This window comes from Streptomyces sp. NPDC005070 (genome assembly GCF_053600395.1).
The window spans coordinates 1-21,705 of the sequence record NZ_JBSFZS010000123.1; the positions used below are offsets into that span (position 1 = coordinate 1).

General features: G+C 72.6%; 20 protein-coding genes. 8 read left to right on the forward strand and 12 right to left on the reverse strand.

Annotation, left to right across the window (positions count from 1 at the left end):
- The 4 genes from ACWEBX_RS30380 to ACWEBX_RS30395 all read right to left on the reverse strand — a co-directional run.
- A partial coding sequence (locus ACWEBX_RS30380; RefSeq protein ID WP_451887993.1) for an SPFH domain-containing protein occupies nucleotides 1-230 on the reverse strand: 230 nt, incomplete at its 3' end.
- 236 nt (nucleotides 231-466) lie between these two features.
- The gene (locus tag ACWEBX_RS30385) at nucleotides 467-1,366 is read right to left on the reverse strand and encodes a S1 family peptidase (protein ID WP_451887994.1); all 900 of its coding nucleotides are present in this window, start codon (nucleotides 1,364-1,366) and stop codon (nucleotides 467-469) included.
- A gap of 285 nt (nucleotides 1,367-1,651) precedes the next feature.
- Complete coding sequence (locus ACWEBX_RS30390) at nucleotides 1,652-2,434, reverse strand: DUF1684 domain-containing protein (RefSeq protein ID WP_451887995.1); 783 nt, start codon at nucleotides 2,432-2,434, stop codon at nucleotides 1,652-1,654.
- Nucleotides 2,435-2,470: 36 nt separating this feature from the next.
- The gene (locus tag ACWEBX_RS30395) at nucleotides 2,471-3,724 is read right to left on the reverse strand and encodes a DUF5685 family protein (RefSeq protein ID WP_451887996.1); all 1,254 of its coding nucleotides are present in this window, start codon (nucleotides 3,722-3,724) and stop codon (nucleotides 2,471-2,473) included.
- A 289-nt stretch (nucleotides 3,725-4,013) separates the two neighbouring features.
- Here ACWEBX_RS30395 and ACWEBX_RS30400 point away from each other — a divergent pair, with 289 nt between their 5' ends.
- Complete coding sequence (locus ACWEBX_RS30400) at nucleotides 4,014-4,451, forward strand: cell division protein SepF (protein ID WP_451887997.1); 438 nt, start codon at nucleotides 4,014-4,016, stop codon at nucleotides 4,449-4,451.
- Nucleotides 4,452-4,502: 51 nt separating this feature from the next.
- On the opposite strand, the gene ACWEBX_RS30405 is transcribed toward ACWEBX_RS30400, so the two are convergent.
- Together ACWEBX_RS30405 and ACWEBX_RS30410 are read right to left on the reverse strand one after the other, a co-directional pair.
- Entirely contained in the window at nucleotides 4,503-5,693 is a 1,191-nt protein-coding gene (locus ACWEBX_RS30405; protein ID WP_451887998.1) for an acyl-CoA dehydrogenase family protein, read from the reverse strand.
- Between the two features lie 109 nt (nucleotides 5,694-5,802).
- On the reverse strand, nucleotides 5,803-7,518 hold the full coding sequence (locus tag ACWEBX_RS30410) for an MFS transporter (RefSeq protein WP_451887999.1): 1,716 nt from the start codon (nucleotides 7,516-7,518) through the stop codon (nucleotides 5,803-5,805).
- A gap of 256 nt (nucleotides 7,519-7,774) precedes the next feature.
- Between ACWEBX_RS30410 and ACWEBX_RS30415 the strand changes: the two genes are divergently transcribed.
- Nucleotides 7,775-8,953 carry a glycosyltransferase family 39 protein gene (locus tag ACWEBX_RS30415; protein ID WP_451888000.1) on the forward strand — a complete coding sequence of 393 codons (1,179 nt, stop codon included), beginning with the start codon at nucleotides 7,775-7,777 and terminating at the stop codon, nucleotides 8,951-8,953.
- Nucleotides 8,954-9,204: 251 nt separating this feature from the next.
- Nucleotides 9,205-10,251: a phosphatase PAP2 family protein gene (locus tag ACWEBX_RS30420; protein ID WP_451888001.1), complete on the forward strand. Its 1,047-nt coding sequence runs from the start codon at nucleotides 9,205-9,207 to the stop codon at nucleotides 10,249-10,251.
- Nucleotides 10,252-10,401: 150 nt separating this feature from the next.
- Here the strand turns inward: ACWEBX_RS30420 and ACWEBX_RS30425 are convergent, their stop codons facing one another.
- From ACWEBX_RS30425 to ACWEBX_RS30440, 4 genes are all read right to left on the reverse strand, one after another.
- The gene (locus tag ACWEBX_RS30425) at nucleotides 10,402-10,617 is read right to left on the reverse strand and encodes an I78 family peptidase inhibitor (protein ID WP_451888002.1); all 216 of its coding nucleotides are present in this window, start codon (nucleotides 10,615-10,617) and stop codon (nucleotides 10,402-10,404) included.
- A gap of 363 nt (nucleotides 10,618-10,980) precedes the next feature.
- Nucleotides 10,981-12,027: a helix-turn-helix transcriptional regulator gene (locus ACWEBX_RS30430; RefSeq protein WP_451888003.1), complete on the reverse strand. Its 1,047-nt coding sequence runs from the start codon at nucleotides 12,025-12,027 to the stop codon at nucleotides 10,981-10,983.
- Nucleotides 12,028-12,091: 64 nt separating this feature from the next.
- Complete coding sequence (locus tag ACWEBX_RS30435; RefSeq protein ID WP_451888004.1) at nucleotides 12,092-13,372, reverse strand: ABC transporter substrate-binding protein; 1,281 nt, start codon at nucleotides 13,370-13,372, stop codon at nucleotides 12,092-12,094.
- 6 nt (nucleotides 13,373-13,378) lie between these two features.
- Nucleotides 13,379-13,903, reverse strand: a complete 525-nt coding sequence (locus ACWEBX_RS30440; RefSeq protein ID WP_451888005.1) for a hypothetical protein — start codon at nucleotides 13,901-13,903, stop codon at nucleotides 13,379-13,381.
- 122 nt (nucleotides 13,904-14,025) lie between these two features.
- Here ACWEBX_RS30440 and ACWEBX_RS30445 point away from each other — a divergent pair, with 122 nt between their 5' ends.
- Genes ACWEBX_RS30445 through ACWEBX_RS30455 form a run of 3 tightly spaced genes read left to right on the forward strand, consistent with a single transcriptional unit; the run spans nucleotide 14,026 to nucleotide 18,253 of the window.
- The gene (locus ACWEBX_RS30445) at nucleotides 14,026-14,541 is read left to right on the forward strand and encodes a hypothetical protein (RefSeq protein ID WP_451888006.1); all 516 of its coding nucleotides are present in this window, start codon (nucleotides 14,026-14,028) and stop codon (nucleotides 14,539-14,541) included.
- Nucleotides 14,541-17,528 carry an ABC transporter permease subunit gene (locus tag ACWEBX_RS30450; protein WP_451888007.1) on the forward strand — a complete coding sequence of 996 codons (2,988 nt, stop codon included), beginning with the start codon at nucleotides 14,541-14,543 and terminating at the stop codon, nucleotides 17,526-17,528. The genes ACWEBX_RS30445 and ACWEBX_RS30450 overlap by 1 nt, the downstream gene beginning before the upstream one ends.
- Nucleotides 17,525-18,253: an ABC transporter ATP-binding protein gene (locus ACWEBX_RS30455; protein WP_451888008.1), complete on the forward strand. Its 729-nt coding sequence runs from the start codon at nucleotides 17,525-17,527 to the stop codon at nucleotides 18,251-18,253. The genes ACWEBX_RS30450 and ACWEBX_RS30455 overlap by 4 nt, the downstream gene beginning before the upstream one ends.
- On the opposite strand, the gene ACWEBX_RS30460 is transcribed toward ACWEBX_RS30455, so the two are convergent.
- Both ACWEBX_RS30460 and ACWEBX_RS30465 read right to left on the reverse strand, forming a co-directional pair.
- Nucleotides 18,141-18,848, reverse strand: a complete 708-nt coding sequence (locus ACWEBX_RS30460; RefSeq protein WP_451888009.1) for a LysM peptidoglycan-binding domain-containing protein — start codon at nucleotides 18,846-18,848, stop codon at nucleotides 18,141-18,143. The two genes, ACWEBX_RS30455 and ACWEBX_RS30460, sit on opposite strands and share 113 nt — an antisense overlap.
- Nucleotides 18,849-19,002: 154 nt before the next feature.
- Nucleotides 19,003-19,695, reverse strand: coding sequence for a transglycosylase family protein (locus ACWEBX_RS30465; protein ID WP_451888010.1), 693 nt, complete (start codon nucleotides 19,693-19,695; stop codon nucleotides 19,003-19,005).
- A 534-nt stretch (nucleotides 19,696-20,229) separates the two neighbouring features.
- On the opposite strand from ACWEBX_RS30465, the gene ACWEBX_RS30470 reads away from it, so the two are divergent.
- Both ACWEBX_RS30470 and ACWEBX_RS30475 read left to right on the forward strand, forming a co-directional pair.
- Nucleotides 20,230-21,003 (forward strand): hypothetical protein, encoded by a 774-nt coding sequence (locus ACWEBX_RS30470; protein WP_451888011.1) that lies wholly within the window; start codon nucleotides 20,230-20,232, stop codon nucleotides 21,001-21,003.
- Nucleotides 21,004-21,269: 266 nt separating this feature from the next.
- Nucleotides 21,270-21,611 (forward strand): hypothetical protein, encoded by a 342-nt coding sequence (locus ACWEBX_RS30475; RefSeq protein WP_451888012.1) that lies wholly within the window; start codon nucleotides 21,270-21,272, stop codon nucleotides 21,609-21,611.
- The last annotated feature ends 94 nt before the right edge of the window (nucleotides 21,612-21,705 follow it).

Here is a 21,705-nt window from a genome sequence, read left to right on the forward strand (position 1 = left end):
CCCTCCTGGGCCGGGATGGGCAGGGTCACGATCTGCATGTTGACCTTGCGCAGCCGGTCCACGAACGGCACGACCATCGTGAAGCCGGGGGAGCGCACCTCGGAGCGCAGTTTGCCGAGCCGCAGCACCACGCCCCGTTCGTACTGTTTGACGACGCGGGCCGCGGCCATCGTGTAGACCAGCCCCACGAACACGACGGAGACTCCCGCCGCCACCAGTTCCTCGACCATCACGGCCCCCCAGGGTCCGACGTGGCGCACCGGGCCTGTACAGCGTGTGTGTACAGCGCGTGCTTCGAAGGTAGCCCCGTCACCGGAACAAGGGCGAGCCCCCGCACGCCGGTTGGGTGCGGGGGCTCGCTCATGGGTCCGTCTGCCGTGGGTCCGGTCGCGCGGAATCCGTGGGGGGTGCCGGCCCGGTGGGTCGAGGAGTCGACGAACGGCCGGTCCGTCGCGCGACCGGACGGTCAGCCGACGCTCACGCCGTAGTAGCTGAGCGCCTCGGTGACCGGCTGGAAGAAGGTCGTACCGCCGGAGCTGCAGTTGCCGCTGCCTCCGGAGGTCAGACCGTAGGCCACACTGCCGCCGTACAGGGGACCGCCGCTGTCTCCGCCCTCGGCACAGACCGTGGTCTGGATCATGCCGTAGACGACGTCACCACTGCCGTAGTTGACCGTGGCGTTCAGGGCGGTGACCCGGCCGCTGTGCGTACCGGTGGTCGAACCGCGCCGGTAGACCGTCGTGCCCACGCTCGGCGTGGCCGCGCTGCTGATCGTCTGGCTGCCGACCGCGCTCGGGTGCGCGACCGAGGTGTTGGTGTAGCGGACCAGCGCGAAGTCGTTGGTCGGGAAGCTGTAGCTGACGTTCGTGCCCAGCTTCGTGGTCTGGCCCGAGTTGGAGTACCAGGTGGAGGCGACCTCACCGCAGTGGCCGGCGGTCAGGAAGTAGTACGTGCTGCCGCTGTGCACGTTGAAGCCGAGCGAACAGCGGTAGCCGCCGCCGTAGATGGCGTCGCCGCCGGTGATCAGCTTCTTGAAGGTGCCGGGGGTGTGCTTGATCGTGAGCGCCGCCGCGTTGCCGCCGGCGTCCCGCTTGATCTTCGCGATCTCCGCCTTCGAGACCGTGCTGTCGACGGTGACGACCACACGGTTCGTCTTGGCGTCGACCGCCCAGGCGGTGCCCGCGACATCGGACTTGAGCACCGACTGCCTGACGCTGCCGAGCTGGGTGGCGCTGAACGTCTGGGCGTCGGACGCGTTCGCGCTGGGGACCGCGAACGCTGCGGCGGCCACGAGTCCGGTGGACACGGCGATCAGCCGGCTCCGTCTCGCGATGCCACCACGGGGGGTTGTGCGCTTGATCCTCACGTTTCATTCCTCCGAAGGGAAGTAAGGGGCCCCATGTCGTGGGGTCGGGGCCCGTGAGGCGCAGCCGGGAGCCGCCCGTCCGGATTCCGAACAAGCCATGCCCCTGACAAGCGCTGAGGGGGAGTATTCGGCTGCGCGACCGACAGGCGCAAGGGCGCCTTTCGGCCGTGCAGCCTTCAACTTGACCTCATGCGGAGGAGGTTGATCATCGGACCACTGAAGGCGCCGGACTCCCCTCGAGCCCTCGGGAGTCCCGGGGACCTCACCTCGGGAGTCCCGGGAACCTCAGCTCAATCGGCGCTCCCCCGCGGCGACGGCCACGCGCAGGGTATTTCCGGGCGGCGGGAACGGGCAGACGAAATGGTCCGCGAACGCGCACGGCGGAAGCACGGTCCGGTTGAAGTCCACCGTCGTACGCCCCTCGGCGTCGGGCGCCGCGGGGCGCAGGAACCGGAAGCGGTAACTGCCGTCCCTGCTGGTGGTGTCGGCGAAGACGGCCCACAGGGTGCCGTCGCTCTCCACCGACACCTGGAGGGTGAGGTCCTGCCCGTCCAGGGTGAAGGCGAGGACTCCGCCGAGCGCGAGCCCGCGGGTCACTCCGTCGGCGTTCTCGACACGCACGGTACGGCCCTCGCCGTACGGGGTGAAGTGTCCTGGCACCGCCCAGCGCTCGTCGTACGGCGTCGCCTCGATGCCCACGAAGGCTTTCCGGGTGGGCGCGCCGGGGTCGTAGACGCGTACGCCCCAGATTCCCTCGCGCACCAGGACGACGAACCGCCGCTCCCCGCGCGCGACCCGGGCTGCGCCGGCCCCTGCGTAGTCGGCGTCCAGCACGATGTCGCCGGTGAAGGGCTCGCCGTCGACCATGAGCCCTTCCTCGGCGACCGCCGTCAGGACCACTTGGTCGCCCTTGAGCGCCCATTGCCCGGGAGTGTCCGGAAGTCGCCCTTCCGGATAGTCCTCGATCCAGTGGGTCCCCGTGAGCGCGAGCGGGCCGTACGGCGCCGACACCGTCGCCACACGGTGCTCCTGCCAGTGCTTCCAGTCCTCGGATGCGTCCGTCGTCATGTGATCGACTTTTTCACACGGGCTCGGCCGGGCTTCTCACAACCCGCAGTCGCAGCACGAGCAGCAATCGCAGCACTCACACGCCTCGCAGCAACCGCAGTCGCAGTCGCTCAGGCACCCTTCGCGCTTCTTGCGCGACCACGGACCCTCGTACTCGTCGGCGCAGCACATCTTGCAGGTGCAGCACAGTCCGACGGCCGCGGCGCAGCCGGCCCAGAATCCGCGCTTGCCGGGGGCGGGGGGCTGGAAGGACGGCCCGCCGCCGAAGGGGTTGCCGCCGCCGGTGTACGGATTCCCGCCGTGCTGGGGCGGCGGCCCGAAGGAACCCTCGGGTGCGAGCAGGACCGCGGAGCCCGGCACATCGAGGAGACGGCCGGACCCGGAGTCGAGGGAGCCGTGCGGTTCGTGTGCCGCGTCCCCCGCGTGCCCGCACCCCGACGTCCCGAACGCGCGGTCCACCGAGCGGCCCAGTTCGTGGACGAGCAGCACATGCGCCAGTCCGCTGTCGGTGAACTCCGCCTCGCGCAGGGCGAGCCGGATCCCGTGCAGGGCGTCGTCGGCGAGCCTGCGGGCCTCGGTGAGCGAGGTCCCGGTGGCCGTGAGCGGGTTCCAGGCTCCCGACGCGGCGTCGGTCTCCCTGTCCTCCACGGCGTCCAGCAGATGCGCGAGCCGTCCGAAGAGCCGTCCGGCCTCGGCCAGCGGCGCGGCGTTGCCGGGGCGGCCGGCGAGGACGGCGGTGTGCGCGAAGGCGGCGGCGGTGGCGGTCTCGGTGGGTTCCGTGACGGTCAGCAGCGGCGTTCCAAGCCCGGCGAGCGCCTCGATCCCGATCTGCCGGTCGACCGCGTCCACGAGCACGGCCGTGTCGAAGCCGACGGCACTTCCCGTTCGCGCCCCGGCCCTGCCCCAGCTCGTGGCCACCCGGCGCGCGGCCAGCGCGACCGGCTTGCGCGCCAGGAGACCGTCCCCGTCGGCGACATGGTCGCGGACCTTCGCCGAGGCGAGGACCAGCGAGACGGCGGCGGCGAGCCGCGCGCCCTCGCCCTGCGCGACGGACGCGGTCCGCATGCCCCGCAGCGGACAGGGGCCCGCGGTGCGCCGCCATCCCGTCGCGCGCTCGGCCTGAGCCTCCGTCAGAACCGATATCAGCAGGCCGTCGTAGTTCGTGACCACCCGCGCGAACTGGCCGTGGTCCCCGCGCAGCGCGAGACAGAGTCCGCACAGATGCGCCATCCACTGCGTCTTGAGCCCGTCACCGAGCCGGTGGCTGCAGGGCCTCACGATTCCGAACACGACACTCCCCCGTGACCCGTACGACATTGCGGTCGGGCATCGTATCGGCCCTCCCGTTCACCCGTACGCCCCGCCCGTCACCCGGTCGCCGCGAGAAATCATATTTCACTCTCAGTCAGCAGCCTTACCCCGTACGACCCTTGGGGGGCGCGGGCTCTCGACGGATTCGCTGTGCACCAGTACCGTCACGAAACCCCCACGCGGCGTCTATCCACTTGGCGCGACATCCGCATCATGGACGACCATGGGGATGCGGAAGCACGAAAGACCGCTGTGAGAGGAGGCGTCCATGGGATCGGTGCGCAAGGCGAGTGCCTGGCTTGGCCTCGTCGACGACAACGATGACGAGCGTTACTACGACGACGACTACGCCGAGGGTCAGGACTCCGGCGACGCCTGGGTCACCGACCCTCGCGTGAAGGTTGCTTCCGAGACGGCGGAGGAGAAGGGCCGCCGGATCGGCACGGTCACCCCGGACAGCTTCCGGGACGCACGCAGTATCGGCGAACTCTTCCGGGACGGCGTCCCGGTCATCATCAACCTCACGTCCATGGAGGCCGCCGACGCCAAGCGCGTGGTGGACTTCGCGGCCGGCCTGACCTTCGGCCTGCGCGGCACCATCGAGCGGGTGGCGACCCGGGTCTTCCTGCTGACCCCCGCGCATACGGAGATCGTCAGCGGCGACGCCGCGGGCCGTCAGACGGACGGCTTCTTCAACCAGAGCTGAGGCAGGGCCGCTCACCGGCCCTGCCTCACCGGGGCTTCACCAGCGGGGTCTTCACCGGAAGGCGTCGAGCCCGGTGAGCGCCTTGCCCAGCACAAGCTGATGCATCTCGACGGTGCCCTCGTAGGTGAGCACCGACTCCAGGTTCGTGGCGTGCCGCATCACGGGGTATTCCAGCGAGATCCCGTTGGCACCGAGGATCGTGCGCGAGGTACGGCAGATCTCGATGGCCTCGCGTACGTTGTTGAGCTTGCCGAAGCTGATCTGCTCGGGGCGGAGCCGTCCCGCGTCCATGCGGCGGCCCAGGTGATGGGCGAGCAGGATGCCCTTGTGCAGTTCGACGGCCATGTCGGCGAGTTTGGCCTGGGTGAGCTGGAAGCCGCCGATGGGGCGTCCGAACTGCTCACGCGTCCTCGCGTACGCGAGGGCGGACTCGAAGCTGGACCGCGCCGCGCCCATGGCGCCCCACACGATCCCGTACCGCGCGTGCGAGAGGCAGCCGAGCGGGCCCTTGAGGCCGACGACGTCGGGCAGGACGGCGTCGGCCGGCAGCCGCACGTCGTCGAGGACGAGTTCGCTGGTCACGCTCGCCCGCAGGGACCACTTGTGCTTGATCTCGGGGGCGGAGAACCCGGGCACGTCGGTGGGCACGACGAATCCGCGGATGCCGTCGTCGGTCTGCGCCCAGACGACGGCGACACCGGCGACGGAGCCGTTGGTGATCCACATCTTGCGGCCGTTCAGGACCCAGTCCCCGCCGTCGCGCTTGGCGTGCGTGCGCATGGAGGCGGGGTCGGAGCCGTGGTCGGGCTCGGTCAGCCCGAAGCAGCCGATGATCTCGCCGGACGCCATGCCCGGCAGCCAGGCCTGCTTCTGCTCCTCGCTGCCGAACCGGTGGATGGCGTACATGGCCAGCGAACCCTGCACCGAGACGAGCGAGCGGATGCCGGAGTCGGCCGCCTCCAGCTCCAGGCAGGCGAGGCCGTACTGCACGGCGCTCGCCCCCGCGCACCCGTACCCCTGGAGCGACATGCCGAGGGCGCCGATCCCGCCGAGTTCGCGTGCCAGTTCACGGATGCCGGGCAGCTCGCCCTTCTCGTACCAGTCGGCGACGTACGGCAGGACCCGGTCCGCGGCCCAGGCTCGCACGGTGTCGCGGACGGCCAGGTCCTCCGGGTCCAGCAGGTCGTCGAGCCCGAGCGGGTCGGCGGGGTCGAAGGACGGCAGCTTCGAGGACGCGGACATACGACAGCCTCCGGCAGGGTGATAACTAGCACCGCTAGTCAAGGATCTCGGCCCGACGTTACGACGCAGTCTCCCGCAAGTCCAGGGCGCTTCCGCACACGCCTCCGGCCTAGGCGGAGACGCGGGTCTCGGAGACCTCGGGAACCCCCGGGACGCGGGACACTCCGGGAACCTCGGAGATCTTGGGGATCTCGGGAGTCCCGGAGGTCCGGGCAGTCTCGGGGTTCTCGCGCGTCCCGGCGACATCCCGTGGAGCCGGGATCCCGGCGGTACCCGCCGCGGGTGCCCCGCAGTCCATGACCCGCGGCAGCCGCAGCGCCATCACGGCGCCGAGCAGCAGCAGGCCCGCGCTCACCAGCAGCGTCACATGCAGTCCGTGCACGAAGGAGTCCCGGGCGGCGTGCCGCAGGGCGTGGCCGGACGTGCCTCCGAGCCGGTCGGCGACCTGGTACGCCTCGCCCAGCGAGTGTCCCGCCGCCGTCGAATCGGCCGCCCTGACGCCGGGGACGGACGACAGCCCGGGCGCGTACGCCGCGTTCATCACGCTTCCCAGCAGCGCGATCCCGATCCCCGCGCCCAGTTGGTACGAGGTCTCGCCTATCGCCGCGGCACCGCCCGACTGCGCCTGCGGCGCCTCGCTCAGCATGGACTCGTACGCGCCGAAGAGGGTGGTCTCCAGGCCGAAGCCCAGCAGGACGAAGCCGAAGAGCAGCAGCCCGGCGTTGTCGTCGCCGCCCATCGCGGTGAGGGTGACCACGGCGGCCGCGGTGAGACAGAACCCGAAGGAGACCATCGCGCGCGGCCCGAACCGGCGCAGCAGCTTCGCTCCCGCGAGACCGGCGGCCATCGCCGCGATGGTGAGCGGCAGGAGCCGCAGCCCGGTCTGGAGGGGTGACAGGCCGAGGACGAGCTGGAGGTACTGCGCGGCGATCAGTTCCAGGCCCACCAGGGCGAGCATGGCGAGGACGATGCACCCCACCGACGTGCTGAAGGCCGGGCGCGTGAACATGCGCAGGTCGACCAGGGGGTGCGCCCGCCGCCGCTGCCGCTGTACGAAGGCGGCCATCAGCAGGGCGCCGACGAGCAGCGACCCGAGGGTGAGGGGGCCGAGGGGCGCCTCACCGCCGCCGAGACGCTTCACGCCGAGGACGACTCCGAAGAGGCCGGCGGCGGCCATGAGCGCCCCGACGACGTCCCAGGGACCGTCGCGGTCGCCGTGGGACTCGGGCAGCAGCAGCCGTCCGACCGGAAGGCTGATGATCATCAGCGGGATGTTGACGAGGAAGACCGATCCCCACCAGAAGTGTTCCAGGAGGAAGCCGCCGAGGAGCGGTCCGACCGCCGCGCCGACGGCGGCGACGGCGCTCCAGATGCCGATCGCGAGCGCCCGCTCGCGCCGGTCGGGGAAGACCTCGCGCAGGATCGACAGTGTGGCGGGCATGATCATCGCGCCGCCGATGCCGAGCAGGGCGCGGGCGCCTATCAGGAGCTGAGCGTTCCCGGAGAAGGCCGCGATGCCCGAGGCGACTCCGAAGAGGGTGTACCCGAGGAGGAGGACCCGTCTGCGGCCGATCCGGTCACCGAGCGTGCCGAAGAGGATGAGGAGCGAGGCGCAGACGAGCGGATAGACGTCGACGATCCAGAGCAGTTCCATCGCGCCGGGCTTGAGGTCCTCGGTGACGGCGGGTACCGCGACATGGAGCACGGTGGCGTCGAGGGCGACCAGCAGCAGGCTGAGGCACAGGACGACGAGAACGACCCATCGGTTGGCACCTGCTCCGGTCTCCCGACGGCATCGCGCAGCGGCCGTGGTCGTCCCGGACATGTACGTACCTCCAGAGGCTCCCTCGCGTTCTGCGGATCCGCAGGGTGGGGACTCCCTGGGGCTGCGGCCCGGAGAGCGGAGTCCCGGGCCCACGCAGCAAAGGCGAGTGAGCCGTCAGCGTACGACAGTTCTCGCCCGGGTCACGTGGCGGACCTCTCACGTTCGCCGGCCGGGTGTGTGGCGTACGCCACGCCGCTCACCCCTCGTCACGCCCCGCGCGGCCTGCCGGTTCCGCCCTCCGCAGATAATCGAGCCCGTGACCGAACCCGAGAGTCCCGCCGCGACGCCCCTGACGGGCGCCCTGCGCCGAGCCGCGCCCGCCCTCCTCGGGTACGCGGCGGTCCGCGCCCTGGGCCTCGTCACGCTCGCCGTGTGGAGCACGGCGAACGGCAAGAACGCCCACGGGCTGCTGTCGGGGCGCTGGGACTCGCTCTGGTACGTCAGGGTCGCCGAGCTCGGCTACGGCTACGAGGTGCGCCTCCCGAACGGTGACGTGCACGCGAATCTCGCGTTCTTCCCGCTGCTGCCCTGTCTGGAGCGGATCGTCCACGCGGTGACACCGCTGTCGTACGCCGACGCCGGCCTGCTGGTCTCCGCGGTGGCCTCGCTCGCCGCGGCCTGGGGGATCTTCGCGGTCGCCGACCACGTCCACGGCCGCCGGACGGGGGTCTGCGCGGCGCTGGTGTGGGCGGTCCTGCCCGTCGGCGTCGTGCAGTCGATGGCGTACAGCGAGTCCCTGTTCACCGCGCTCGCCGCGTGGTCGCTGTACGCGGTGCTGACCGGGCGCTGGCTGACCGCGGGGCTGCTCGCCGCGTTCGCCGGGCTGACGCGGCCGGTGGGAGTCGCGGTGGTCGTGGCCCTGTGGGTGGCGGCGATTACCTCGTTCGTGGGAGAACGCCGGCACGGCGGAAGCACACCCCGGACGGACGGCGCGCGTCCGTGGCGGCGCGCCCTCGCCATGATCATCGCGCCGCTCGGCGCCGCCGGTTACGTGTTGTGGGTGGGGCATCGCACGGGCGGGGGCCCGCTCGGCTATCTCGACGTCCAGGCGGGGTGGCGCAACGGCTTCGACGGCGGTTACGCCTTCGGGCGCTTCGTGGCGGAGAAGTTCACCTCGTTCCCGTCCGCCCTCGCCGGTGCCGCCCTGATCGCCGGAGTGGTGCTGATCCTGTCGCTCTACGTGACATGCGTGCGCCAGGGTCAGCCGCCGGCGGTCCTCGTCTACGCGGGGGTCGTCGTCGCGCTCGCCCTGTGCGCGTCGAGCTACTTCGGCTCGAAGCCGCGCCTGCTGCTGCCCGCCTTCCCTCTTCTGTTCCCTCCGGCCAGGGCGCTGGCACGGCTGCGTACGTCCAGGTCGGCGCTGATTCTCGGGGGCCTCGCCGTGGCCTCGGCGGCGTACGGGGCCTTCTGGCTGAACGGCTCCGGACCCCCCTGACCGGCCCCGCGGCACCCCGCGCGGGGCCGGTGAGCGGGCGGCGAATTCGACGCCATCATTCGGTGAACGAATATAAAAGTGCCATAAACTCGAAGGCTCCCGGGGATCAATGGAATTGAAGGCTCCGCAGTCCCGGGATTAGCGATTCATTAGAAATAATCATGATCCTGAGAGGAATCCCACATCACATCGTCATCACAAACCGAGTGATTCGGCCTGGAACGCAGCTCACTCGCTGTAACGTCGATTGAGTGCGTACCGAACGAAACCTCACCCGTCTGGACCGGGTCTTCGCCCGGCTGGACCGTGAGCCGGAACGACCGGCCCACATCGATGTGCCGAAGATGAGTCGGCACAGGGTTGTCCTCTTCGCGGCGACCCTGGCCTTCTACCTGGCGATCGTGTGGGCCGTGGCGATCACGTCGTGGCTGGTCCGGTTCGACTGGCAGGTCATGTTCTTCCGGCCCTACCAGCAGTGGCCGGAGATCCACGCGTTCCTGGACTACTACGTGGTACTCGGCCAGCGCGGCCCCACGGCGGTGATGGTCGCCTCGTGGCTGGGCTGGCGTTCCTGGCGCCAGCACACACTGCGCCCGCTGCTCACCCTGGGCGCGTCGCTGCTGCTGCTCAACATCACGGTGGGCGCCGCGAAGCTCGGCATGGGCCGTCTCGGCCCGCACTACGCCATCACCATCGGCTCGAACGAGATGGGCCTGGGCGGCGATATATTTCCTTCGGGCCACACCGCCAACGCCGTCGTGACCTGGGGAATCCTGGCCTATCTGGCGTCGACCCCGAGAGCCAGGCGCTGGCTCTCGGCGCTGTCCGCCGTGACCTCGCTGGGCGTCGGCCTCACCACCGTCTACCTGGGTACGCACTGGCTGAGCGATGTCCTGCTGGGCTGGGCCGCGGGTCTGCTGATCCTGCTGGCGCTGCCCTGGTGCGAGCCGCTGATCGCCCGCTCCGAGGCCGGGATCTTCGCGCTGCGCGATCTGTGGCGCACCCGTCCCGGCCGCACCGCGCCCAGGCCCGTTCCGGTTCCCTCTCCGGTCCCCGCGCCGGTCATGTCCCCGCGGGCCGCCGCGGTGGACAGCGAGGTGCCGGCCCGCGGTGCCGTCGCCTCCCGTCCGCCCAGATCCCCCGTCCACCTGGCCCCGGGCCCGCACACCGCCCGCTCGGAGCGCACGCCGGTGACACCGGCGGGCAGCCGCCGTCCGGCCCACCCGGACCGTCCGCCGCATCCCGACCGTCCCACGCGCGCGGCCGCGGCGGCGGCCCGTCCCTTGACGGGCGGCTGAGGAGGACTGCGGGGCCGGTACGCACAGCCTCTCCCCGCACAGCGAAGGCCCCCGGCTCGTCGAGCCGGGGGCCTTCGCCGCGTCGTGGGGCGGCGCTCACCCCGGTGGGGCGCGGCGGAGTGCCCCCGCCGCGCGGGCCGGGCCGGGCGCTCAGCCCTTCCAGCAGCGCGTCACCGTGCCGTCCGTGACCTCGAAGTTCAGCCGCCCCACCAGGTACTCCATGGTGATGATCGCGCCGGGCGGCAACGAGCGGACCGTCGGCCAGCCGCGCTCCCGCGCACGCTCACGCGCCCCGCTCGCCTCCAGCCCGACATAGCTCTCCGGATCGTCCTGCGGCTCTGTGTGAGAGGGGGGATTGGGTGCCATGACCGCCACGTTAGGCGGCACACCCGGGCGGTGGAAGCCCCATCGGCGACGAAGCGTCACCTGTCCCCCGCCGGTCACGCTTCTGTCACAGGATCACGACACGTGTTTCGCCGAACTCCATCACCCGTTTGAGGGGCCGCTTCCGTGTTCCGCACGCCTTCGAACGTAATTCGGAGCCGTCGTACGAGCGCCCCGAATAGCCCCGTGAAATGTACGCGGCGGGGGCCTGGGCGGGCCCTGCGGCGCTATTCCATTCCGGTCCGCTCCGATTCCGGCCCGGACCGCGGGAACTGACGCCGCATAGGAAATACACGCTACGAGCACACAACCCCCGCACAGCCGCCGCGGCACCCCGGACTTCCGCTACGGCACGCGGACCGTGACCGGCGCCCCCTCGGGACCCGGTCCCCCGGACCCCTGCTTCCCGGGACCCGATTCCCCGGGCCTCCGCCTCTCCAGCGCCCGGGACAACCGGTCCCGGGCCGTCCTGATCACGTCGCCGAGTTCGGCCGGCTCCAGGATCTCGAACTCGAGCCCCATCATCATCACGTGGATGACCATGACGTCGAGACTCGGCGCCCCCGTGCGCAGGATGCAGGTGTCCTCGTCCAAGGCCTCCAGGGTCCCGGCCGAGGGCGAGATCCGCGCGGCGGCCTCCCCCAGCGGCACCAGCAGCCGGACGACGGCGTGCGTGGCGTAGGCGCCGGTGGAGACGCCCCTGGAGACGTACTCGGCCAGATTCGCGGCCGGTGGCGTCCGGGGCGCGAAGCGCGGTCCGTGCGGCGGGCGGGGCGTGACGCGGTCGGCCCGGAAGGTACGCCAGTCGTCGCGGTCGACATCCCAGGCGACCAGGTACCAGCGGCGCTCGGTGCACACCAGCCGGTACGGCTCGACGGTCCGGCGCGTCGAGGACCCCCCGTGATCGCGGTACTCGAAGCGCAGCCGCTCGCTGTCACGGCAGGCGTTGGCCAGTTCGGTGAGGACGGCGGGATCGACGGCGGAGGCCCCCGGGCCGCGCAGCATCGGCACGGTGAAGGCGTTCAGCGCGCCGACCCTGCGCCGCAGCCGGCCCGGCAGGACCTGTTCCAGCTTGGCGAGCGCGCGCACCGAGGACTCGCCGATGCCCTCGATGCCCTGCCCTGCCGCCGTGCGCAGCCCCACGGCGACCGCGACGGCCTCGTCGTCGTCCAGGAGCAGCGGCGGCAGCTCGGCCCCCGCGCCGAGCTGGTAGCCACCGCCCGTACCGGGGCTGGCGTTGACGGGATAGCCCAACTCGCGCAGCCGGTCCACGTCACGGCGGACGGTGCGTGAGGTGACGCCCAGCCGCTCGGCGAGGTCCGCGCCCGACCATTCGCGGTGGGCCTGCAGCAGCGAGAGCAGGCGCAGCAGTCGTGCGGATGTCTCCAACATGCCGCCGAGTCTGCCAGCGCTTGCGGACAGCCACTGTCCGCGAGGCGACGTCCCCGCACGGACTTCACGGGCGGTAACCGATCTGCGGTACGTCGAAGCAGTTCGTGTTCATGTCGCCCTGGGTGACCCAGCCGCTGCCGTCGCGCCAGCGGGCCACCGAAAGGCATGTCCGGCGCGTCTTCGGCGGCTCGGCCAGCCGTTCGTACGTGACGGGGAGCAGCAGCCCGCCCGCGGTGTAGGGCTCGCCCCGGTTCATGAACGCGTCGACGCACCCCCGGGTGATGCCCGTACGCGCGCAGGACCTGGCCGCGTCCGTGAACCACCGGGCCGCCGCCCATCCCTCCAGTTGCCACTGGGAGTGGGTCGGCAGCCCCTTCGTCGCGTCGCGGAACTCCCCCACGGCGGTGTCGCCGGTGTCCTCGTAGTTGCGGCTCGACCCGGTGGCCCAGAGCGCGTTGCGGCAGCGCGGCGCGTCCTTGTAGTCCTCGGGCACGGTGGACGTCCAGTTCTGGACGTTGGTCACCTTGGCGGTGACGTGGGCGCCGACGTCGTCCATGGCCTTGCAGAGCTGGGCGTTGCCATGGGTGTCGAGGGCGTCGAAGACGAGGTCCGCGTGCTGTGCCTTCAGGTCGGCCGCGGCGGCGCGGAAGTCGGGCAGCGCGAAGTCGACCTGTTCGGTGACGACCCGGTAGCCCTCGGCCCTGAGCCCCTCGGTGACCAGCCGCGCGTAGGCGGCGGAGGCGGACTGGTTGTAGGACACGACGGCGGCCGTACGGGCGCCGTGGACGCGCTTGAAGTAGCGGTAGACCTCGGTGCCGCCGTAGAGCTCGCCGTCCCAGCCGGGCGTGCCGTGGCGTGGCGCGAGGCTGCCGTAGATCCCGTACAGATGCGGATACGTGTCGTAGGCGGCGCCGATGGGCTGGCCGCCGATGTCGGGCACGCCCGCGCGGGACACCTGGGAGGCGCCCGCGTAGTCGAGCGCGGTCGTGGCGACGAGGGCGACGACGTTGTCCTGGTCGATCAGCCGGCGCACGCAGGCGCTGTTGCCGACGCCGCTGCCGCCGTCGTCGCACGTCCGCACCTCCACCCGCCGCCCGTCGATGCCGCCCCGGGCGTCGAGCCGGTCGAACCAGGCCTTCGCCCCGTCACGCGGTCCGGTGAACGCGGAGGCGCCGACGGGGCTGGTGGCGCTGCTGATGACACCGACGCGGATCGGCTCGGCGGATGCCCGGGGTGTGGGCGTGGCGCGGTTCTCGAAGTCGCTCTCGGGGAGCCGGCTGCCGCAGGCCGTGCCGAGCAGGAGCAGCAGGACCGCGACGGCGGCGCCGGTCGCTGTGCGCCGCACCGCTGATCAGCAGCCCGGGACGGGACTCGACGACCCGTTGCCGCTGAGCTGCACCAGCGCGCAGAGCGTTTTGACGGAGACCTTCCAGGTGCCGTTCTGCTCGACGGCCGTCCCCGAGGCGTTCGGCAGGGCGGTGGCGCCGTTCAGCGTGAGCGTGTAGGTCACGTTCGCCCCGGTCGGCGAGGTGAACTCGATCTTCTCCACGTTCGACTTCACCTGCTGACCGCGCTGGTCACCGTTGAAGCCCTGCAGCACCGGGGCCATCTGCTCACCGTTCTCCAGGACGGCCAGCTTGTCCTTCGCCGAGACGGCCGGGTCGAAGAACTTCTCCCAGTTCTGCCTGATCTCCTGCTGGGCCGCGGCCGGGTCGGCCGGAGCCGTGGCGGTGGACTGTTCCGCCGTGGGTGTGGGCGACGCGGAACTCCCGCCGCCGCTGTCGCTGCACGCCGTGAGGGCCGCGGCGAGGACGAGAACCGCTGCCGCCACCGCTGCCCCGACGTTCCCCCGCTTGAGGTCGCTCCCGAGAACCATCTGGCTCACCACCGGGTGTCGGTCCGGGCCAAAGGCGCCCGGTGCTTTCAGGGTCAGCTTCCAGAAGGCATAGTGCAAGCCATCGGCTGACATGGACAGATACCCGACGTGTGGGAGTCCGGATGCGGACAGCTCGACTGCGGAGCGTGCACCCCGTCCTGTGGGCCGGCTGGGCCGCGCTGGCCGCCGGTGCGGTGCTGTGTGTCATCGGCTGGTACGGCATCTCGGGCGAGCGGTACGCGGAACGTCAGCTCCCCTATCTCGCCTCCTGCACGGTGCCCGGTGCCGCGCTGATCATCGCCGGCGCGGTGCTGCTCACCCACGGGCGGAACGCCTCGGCGGCGACGCGCGTCGAGGAGCTGTACGGGCTGCTGGTGGCGGCCGGGTCCGCCGACGCCGAGGAGCCGGGGCCGGCGCCGGCCGTGCCGGTGGGCGCCGGCGGGGACCTGCTGATGGTGCCCGGCGGCACCCTGTACCACCGCGCGGACTGCCCCTTGGTGGCCGGCAAGCCGGAGGCCGTGCCGGCCGACTCGCGCGTCCTCGCGAGCGGGGACCTGGGACCGTGCCCGATCTGCGAGCCCGACGCCGAGGTCGCCCCCTCCGCAGGTCCGGGCGACTTCGCCGGTCCGGGCGACTGATGTCCTCGTTGACGTACGACCTCACGCTGGCCGGGCTCTCGATCGGTGCCGCCGCCGCGCTCACCGGGATCGGGCTGATCGTCACCTACCGGGCCACCGGCGTGCTCAACTTCGCGCACGGCGCGATCGCGATGGTGTGCGCGTATCTGCTGCGCCAGTTCACCGTCGAGTGGGGCTGGCCGCTCGCGCTCGGCGCCTCGGTGACCCTGCTGGTGGTGGCCCCGGCGATCGGGATGGCCCTGGAGCGCTTCGTGTTCCGGCCGCCGGCCGTCCTCGGCGGCGACCCGGCGCAGACCCTCGTCGCGAGCATCGGGGTGTTCGTGCTGCTGGTCGGCGGGGCGGCGCTCGTATGGGGCACCGGTGCGCGGGCGGACGCGCCGACGCTGGTGTCGGCGGATCCGTGGGGGCAGCTCGCGGTGGCCGTCGCGCTGGCCGCCGGGGTGGGCGCGGTGACACGCTGGACCCGCTTCGGAACGGAGTTGCGGGCGGTCGTCGACGATCGGCCGCTCGCGGTGCTCGGCGGGATCGACGCGGACCGGGTGGCCGCGGCGGGCTGGGCGTTCGGCTCGTTCACGGCGGGCCTGACGGGCGTGCTCCTCGCGCCGTACGTGCGGCTCGACCCGTACGGCCTGCCGCTGCTCGTCATCGAGGTCATGGCGGTCGCCGTGGCGGCCCGGATGCGCAGCCTCCCGGTGGCGATCGTGGTCGCGCTCGGCATCGGTGTCGCCCAGAGCCAGCTCACCCGGCTGCACCCCTCGGGCTGGGCGGAGCCGCTGCTCCTGGCGGTCGGCGCCAACCTCTTCGTGGTCGCGCTGCTCGTCGCCGCGCTCGTCCTGCCCGGCATCGGCACCCGTGACGCGCTCCCGCGCCCGGCGACGGCCCGCGCGCCGACGCCGCCCGGGGCCCGGGCCGTGGCCGTCGTGCTGTTCCTGCTGCCGCTGGGGTTCGCGGGCTCGGACCTGCACACGGCGGTGCAGGTGCCCGCGCTCGGTGTCGTCCTGCTGTCGTTGGTCGTGGTCACCGGCCGCGGCGGCCAGATCTCGCTGGGGCAGGCCGCGTACGCGGGTCTGGGCGCCCTGTTCACGGCGCTGCTGGCCGCGGGCCGGTTCCCGGGGCTGCCCCGGCTGCCCGAACTGGCCGCGCTCGCGGTGGCCGTGCTCCTGGTGGCCCCGCTCGGTGTGCTGACCGGCTGGCCGGCCATCGAACGGCACGGCCTGGCGCTCGCGGTGGCCACCTTCGCGGTGGGCGTGGGTGTCAGCCGGTTCGTGTTCGCGCAGCCGTACGCGGTGGCGGGCCTGTCCCTGGGCCGACCGGCCGGATTCGGCGGCGACCGCGCGTACTACGTACTCGAACTCGTCCTGCTGGCCGCCGCCCTGCTCGCCGCGCACACCCTGCGCAGGGGCAGGACGGGCCGGGCCCTCGCCGCTATGCGGGACAACGAGGCGGGCGCGTCGGCGGCGGGCGTCCGCGTCCCGGAGCTGAAACTGACCGCGTTCGTCGCGGGGGCCGCGCTGGCCGCGCTGGGCGGGGGCATGCTCGGCATGGGGCTGCGCGCCTTCGACGCCGCCCAGTACGACCCGGTCCGCAGCCTGCTCTGGTTCGCGGCGGTCGTCGTGCTCGGCGCCGACAGCGTCCTCGGGGCGCTCGTCGCCGCGGCGCTGCTCGTCGGGCTGGACGCGGGGGCCCGCGGCGGGGTGGCGGCCGCCCTGATCGGCCTCCTCGCCGTCCTCGTCGGCCGCTTCCCCGAGGGCCCGTACGAGGCCCTGCGCACGGCCACATCCCGGCTCCGCCGCCCCCGGGCGACCCTGACCCCGCTGGGCACCCGGGCCCGCCGCCGGCTGCGCGCCGCCGACAGGGGCCGCCTCGAGGCAGTCGGGCCTCCGGCGGGCCCGGGGGCCGTGCCGCCGAAGGCCGCCATGGCGGCCACGGGGGCCATGGCGGCGGAGGGCGCTGCGACGCCCGCGGCGACCGGCACCGGCGGGGAACCCGGCCCCCGCCGAGGTCCGGCGGCACCGGCGGGCATCAGCCCGAAAGCCGGACCCCGCCCGGAACCTGCCACCCGAGCCGCCCCACTCCGAGAAGCCGCACAGGGCCCGAGCCCCACCGCGCCCGCCGACACCGGCCGGAAGACCGGACCCCGCGCGGGCGCAACCGCACCGGCCGCGTCCGCCTTGTCCGCCGGAGGTGTCGGCGCGAGGACGCGGGCCGGGGGCGGAGGTGGACCGGTGCGGCGGGCCGGCGGAGGTGGACCGGTGCGGCGGGCCGGCGGAGGAGGAGTCCGGTCCCGGAGTGTCGGCGGGCCGGTGCTGACCGCCCGTCGGCTTCGTGTCGTCTACGGCGGGTTCACCGCTCTCGACGAGGTCGTCCTCGACGTCCCGCCCGGACGGGTCACCGCGGTCGTGGGACCCAACGGGGCCGGGAAGAGCACGCTCTTCCACTGCCTCGCCGGCACCCTGCGCCCCTCGGGCGGACAGGTGCTGTTCGGAGGGCGGGACATCACACGGCTGGCGGCGCACGCCAGGACCCGGCTGGGCATCGCGCGGACCTTCCAGCGCCTGGCCGTCTTCCCGTCGCTGACCGTCGCCGAGAACGTGCGCGTGGGCGCCGAACAGGGCGGCCGGACCGCCGCTCGGGGGTCGGCGGAGCGGGCGTTGCGGCTGTTCGGGCTCGACGGGCCGGTACGGTCACTGCCCGCGGCGGGCCTTCCGACCGGCACACTCCGGCGCGTGGAACTGGCCCGGGCGCTCGCCGGGAACCCCCGGGTGCTGCTGCTCGACGAGCCCGCGGCCGGTCTCGACACCACCGAGGTGGCCGCGCTGGCCCGGGTACTGCGGGCGCTGGCCGCGGACGGCATGGCCCTCCTGGTGGTCGAGCACGACCTCGATCTGGTCGCCGACCTGGCGCACACCGTCCACGTCATGGCGGCCGGACGGATCGTCACCTCGGGTCCCGCCGACCGCGTCCTGGACACGGGGACCGGCGGATGAGCATCGCCCTGCGCGACGCGCGCGTACGCTACGGCCCCCTGGAGGCCCTGCACGGCGTGAGCCTGGTGGCCCCGGGCCCCGGCCTCACCGTGCTGCTGGGACGCAACGGCTCCGGCCGTACGACGGCGCTGCGCGCCCTCGCCGGGAGCGTGCCGGTCGCGGCCGGCGCCGTCGTCTGGGACGGCGCCGACGTGACCCGGCTGCCCGCGTTCGAGCGGGCCCGGCGCGGGCTGTGCCTCGTCCCGGAGCGCCGGGCGGTGTTCGGCTCCCTGACCGTCCGCGAGAACCTGGAGCTCGGGGCGGCCGACCTCCCGGCGGCTCTGGAGGCCTACCCGGAACTGGCTCCGCTGCTCCCCCGCCGCGCGGGGACCCTCTCCGGCGGCGAACAGCGCATGCTGGCCCTGACCCGCGCCCTGTCGGCCCGCGCGCGCGTGGTGCTCGTCGACGAACCCGCGCAGGGCATGTCGCCGGCGGTCGCGGCCCGGACGTACACGCTGCTGGGCGCTCTCGACGCGTGCGTGGTGATCGCCGAGCAGCGGCTGCCGCCGGGACTGCGCGAGCGGCCGGGCCGGACGACGTACGTGCACGAACTGCGCCGTGGCGCGGTCGTGTTCAGCGGAGAAGCCACGGAGACGGTGGCGCGGAGCGGTGGGCCACCGGGTTCAGGGGCGGCCCGAACAGGACGGGACCCCCGGCGCGGGATGCGCCCGCCGCCTTCGGGATGACGAGCTGGAGGCCCTTGGCCAGCCGGTCGGGGCTGGCGCCGATCTTCTTCTTGTTGACGTTGTAGAGCGTGCGCCAGCCGCCCGGCACCCCGTACTTGCGGGCGATCGACCCGAGCGTCTCGCCGGCCTTCACCACGTGGAAGGGCCCCTGGAGTCCGTACGACTTCGAGCACTCGGGCCAGGCGCCCCAGCCCTGGACGGCCTGCACCTTCTTGGCGACCTTGATCTGCTGGGCGCGGGTGGCGAGATCGGCGCGCGGTGCGTAGGCGAGCCCGCCGAACGCGACCCAGGTGGGCTGCCAGAACTGGAGCCCGCCGTAGAAGCCGTTGCCGGTGTTGATGTGCCAGCGGCCGCCGCTCTCGCACTCGGCCAGACAGGTCCAGGGCCACTCGTCGTTCGCGCAGTCGAAGGCACCCCGGACGGATCCGGGACCCGGGAGCGGGGGTGGTGCCGCCGTGTCCGCGGCGTTCGCTGCGCCGGGGACGAGGGCGGCCAGTACGGCGGCGACGACGGCCGCGTACCGCACACGAACGGTCGGCAGCCGGGACGCGGTACGTGCGGTCGGCGGAATCCGCCTGTTCGGCATGAAGGACATCGGGCCACGCTAAGCAGCGCGTCCCGCTCGCCCGCCGAGCCCGCGCCCGGCACGCCCGGGGCCCCACCCGGTCGGAGGACCGGGCGGGGCCTGGCACCCGGTCCGGTCCTCGGGACCGGACCGGGCCCGTGCCCGGCGCGAGGGGGAGCGTGGCTCAGATGTCGAGCCGCTGGCCGGGCACGATCAGGTCGGGATCACCGCCGATCACGGACTGGTTGGCGGCGTAGATCTTCCGCCAGGTGGTCCCGTGCCGCGCGGCGATGGCACTCAGGGTGTCGCCTTCGCGGACGGTGTAGTCGCCGCGGGACGAACCGCGGTTCACATGGCCCGGCGCACGGGACGGCGTCTTTGCCGCTTCGCGCCGTGCCGGGACGGACTTCTGGGCCGGCTTCGAGGCCGCCTTGGTGCTCGCGGAACCCGTCGACTGCCCGGACCCCGAGGAGCCGGGCGCGCTGCCGTAGGCGCCGGCGCGGGCCGAGCAGGTGGGCCAGGCACCCCAGCCCTGTGCGTTCTGGACCTTGGTCGCGACGGCTATCTGCGCGCTCCTGGAGGCCTTGTCGGCGGTCGGCGCGTACGCCGCGCCGCCGTAGGCGCGCCAGGTGCCGGCGGAGAACTGGAGTCCCCCGTAGTAGCCGTTGCCGGTGTTGATGTGCCAGTTGCCGCCGCTCTCGCACTGGGCGATGCGGTCCCACACTCCACCGTCGGCCGCAGCGGCGTCGCCGCTCGCGGCGAGCAGTCCGAGCGGGGCGAGCAGTGCCGCCCCGGCGAGGACCGCCGTCGTACGTGTCTTGTTCGCCGTACGAGCCTTGTGGCCGTTCTCGTGAGTGCTATCGGCACATGCGGACATGTATTTCCCTCTCGAAACACCCGGGGTCCCCCAGGACGGGACGCGGTGACCTGCGTGTAGGACGCGGCCCTCGCGCTCCGACCCGTCCACCGGCGGCGTGCTGTGATCCGAAGCGGATCGGCCGGCGGACGTTCCCGAGCGGTGCTCGTTGCACACGGCGCAGGAATCTATGGACCCGGGCGCCCCGATATCAACCAACTCCTTGTCATTCGAGGCCAGTTAGCAGTTACCGCAAGTATCATCGATTTCCGGCCACCCACTTCATTGGGTGATTTCCGGATTTGTCGACCCGCGCCCGGTGCGCTCTGTGACTCACTTCACCCAGTCAACTTCCTTAGGCCTCCTGGAAGTTGACTGGGAGTAACCAATTCCGGGGGCGTCTTCACCCTGGGCGTCGGATGGTTCGATTCCGTTCGCCCTCGGGCGTGACTCCGGCCACAGATCACCCGTTGACATCTTCATGAGCCGGGAACCCCCGGTTCATGGGCCGGGAGCCACCCGGCACCGCCACGCACCGCATCCCGAGGAGCCACCGTGCCGCGCATGCTCGACGTCAGCGACGACGTACGCGCCGAGATCGGCGACGAAGAAGCCGACCGGCTGCTCGCCGGAGAGAACGCCCCCGGCAGTTACGACTGCACGTCGTGCCGCACCCCGGGCGACTCGGAACAGGAGCGGACCAGCACCGTCCTGTTCATCGGCGACGAGACCGCCGTCCTCGCCTTCGCCCACGCCACCTGCCTGCCCTCGCAGGTCGTCCAGGTCACCGAGGAACAACTCCAGGGCGCCGTCCGTTCGATCCACCCCGACGGCGCGCCCGCCGACCCCTTCCCCGAGCAGGCCGTGCTCGGTGTCACCAGCGGACTCGTCCTGATCAACGGCGAACTGCACCCGGCACTCGTGGTCGAGCCGACAGGGCCGATCGTGCGGCCGGGCTCGACCGACATCGGCGACGACTTCCTGCCCCTGCTGATCGAGCAGGGCTTCATGCCCGCGACCGAGCTGAACTCGGTGCCGCCGGTCCTGCACGGCTGGTCCGTCCTGCTCGCGGCGGGCCAGCTCCACGCCGTGCTCCAGCCGGGCACCGGCGGCGGCTCGCCCGTCGCCTGGTGGCAGGCCCACCAGGCGCTCCAGGTCACCGACGGCTGGCGCGCCGCCGCGAACAAGCTCCAGCAGGTGCTCCTGTTCGCTGCGCCGGTCGGCTCGATCGGCCGTCAGCCGCGGGAGGACCTGCTGCGCGACGCGCTCGACAAGGCGGCGGCCAACGGCAAGCTGGTCGCGGCGGCGATGCCGCTCGCCGGCATCTGAGGCCGGCCGACGGGCAGGGCGGGGAACCGCGGGAGGGCGGCCGATGTCGGCCGCCCTGGGGTGCCCGCGCGGTTCCCCGCGCCCCCGCGCGCGCCGGTCACTCCGGACGGTCCTCGAAATGACCGTTCCGGCCGCATCCGTAGGGCGGCGGGGTCGTTGGCACGTACGTGCACACCTACGACGTCCCCGGCCACCGGCCGTTCCAGCCGGTCCCCCCCTCTGGCTCCCCCCTCCGTTCGAGCAGAGAGGTGCAGGCGTCGAGTCGGGTGCTGGACTCCCATCAGGGCGGCGCATCGGCCACGCCGATCTACGACGCGCTCTACGCCGAGTGGATCAGGGCGTTCAGGACCCTGCCCGGCGACCGTCACGGTGAGGAGAACATGGGCTTCAAGGCCTTCGGGATCCTCGGGCGCGGTTCGAACTCGTTCAGCTCGTCGGGCACGTACAGCTCGTACAGCGCGGGAGCGCAGACGGCCCGGCAGATCGCCGCACAGCACGGGCACACCTCGGCCACGACATCCGTCTGGCAGCCGGGCTCCCGCCAGCACGGCACCGGGATGCACCACATTCCGGCCGCACTGCCGCCCGCCCCCCGCAGGGGCCTGTAGCGGCGAGGACGCGTGAGGGGCGGCTCCCCGGCGCCTGGCGCAGCCCGTCGACCGCGGCGGAGGGGTCGCCCTCGACGAGTCTCGCGCGGGCGAG